Consider the following 703-nt stretch of genomic DNA (forward strand, 5'->3'; position numbering starts at 1 on the left):
GGCCGGAGGCCGCCAGCAGGAACGCGGTGCCGCGCAGCAGCGAGAGGATCGGTCGGTAGGTTGCGAACATAGGCTGATCCGGCTGGTAATTTCGAAGCGCAGGTCTGTTTGAGGGTGCAGCTCTGGCAGTCGCTTTCAGGCTTTTCCGGGGCGGCTGGCCATGCAGCCAGGATTATCCGCGGCGAAACAGTGCCTCGGCGGCGGATTTGGTGGCGCCCCTGGCGGCCCGCTCAGCTTCCAGCCTAGCGATCTCTTCGCGCAGCAGGTCAATGCGCTCGGACAAATCATCGACAGACAGCAGCGACAGATCCTGTCCGATCTCGTGTGGGCGGGGCTTCTTCCTGGGTTCGTCGTCGAAGATCGCCATCGTCGCTTCTCCCTGATTTCACCATTTGCCTGATTTGGTAATGAGCATACATAGGGCAGGGATGCCGATGCAAACAGCCGGCCAGCGGCATGAGGAAACGGGACAATTCATGGCAAGCGGACAGCATATTCCGGCAAAGATGACGGCGATCGCAATCTCGCAGCCTGGCGGTCCCAGGGTGCTGAAGCCGGAGACGCGCGACGTGCCCACGCCCGGCCCCGGCGAGGTCCTCATCCGCGTGCACGCGGCCGGCGTGAACAGGCCCGACGTGCAGCAGCGCAAAGGCGCCTATCCGCCGCCGAGGCACTGTTTCGCCGCGGATAATCCTGGCTGCAT

The 703-nt window shown here is 63.4% G+C and carries 1 protein-coding gene and 1 pseudogene; one reads left to right on the plus strand and one right to left on the minus strand.

Annotation, left to right across the window (positions count from 1 at the left end):
• Window positions 1-172 precede the first annotated feature (172 nt).
• Window positions 173-367, minus strand: a complete 195-nt coding sequence (locus tag EOA32_RS37545; RefSeq protein WP_067002029.1) for a DUF1192 domain-containing protein — start codon at window positions 365-367, stop codon at window positions 173-175.
• A 109-nt stretch (window positions 368-476) separates the two neighbouring features.
• Between EOA32_RS37545 and EOA32_RS37550 the strand changes: the two are divergent.
• A pseudogene (locus EOA32_RS37550) lies at window positions 477-703 on the plus strand (NAD(P)H-quinone oxidoreductase); the annotation flags it as partial.

It is taken from the genome of Mesorhizobium sp. M1A.F.Ca.ET.072.01.1.1 (genome assembly GCF_004023325.1).
Taxonomy (GTDB): Bacteria; Pseudomonadota; Alphaproteobacteria; order Rhizobiales; family Rhizobiaceae; genus Mesorhizobium.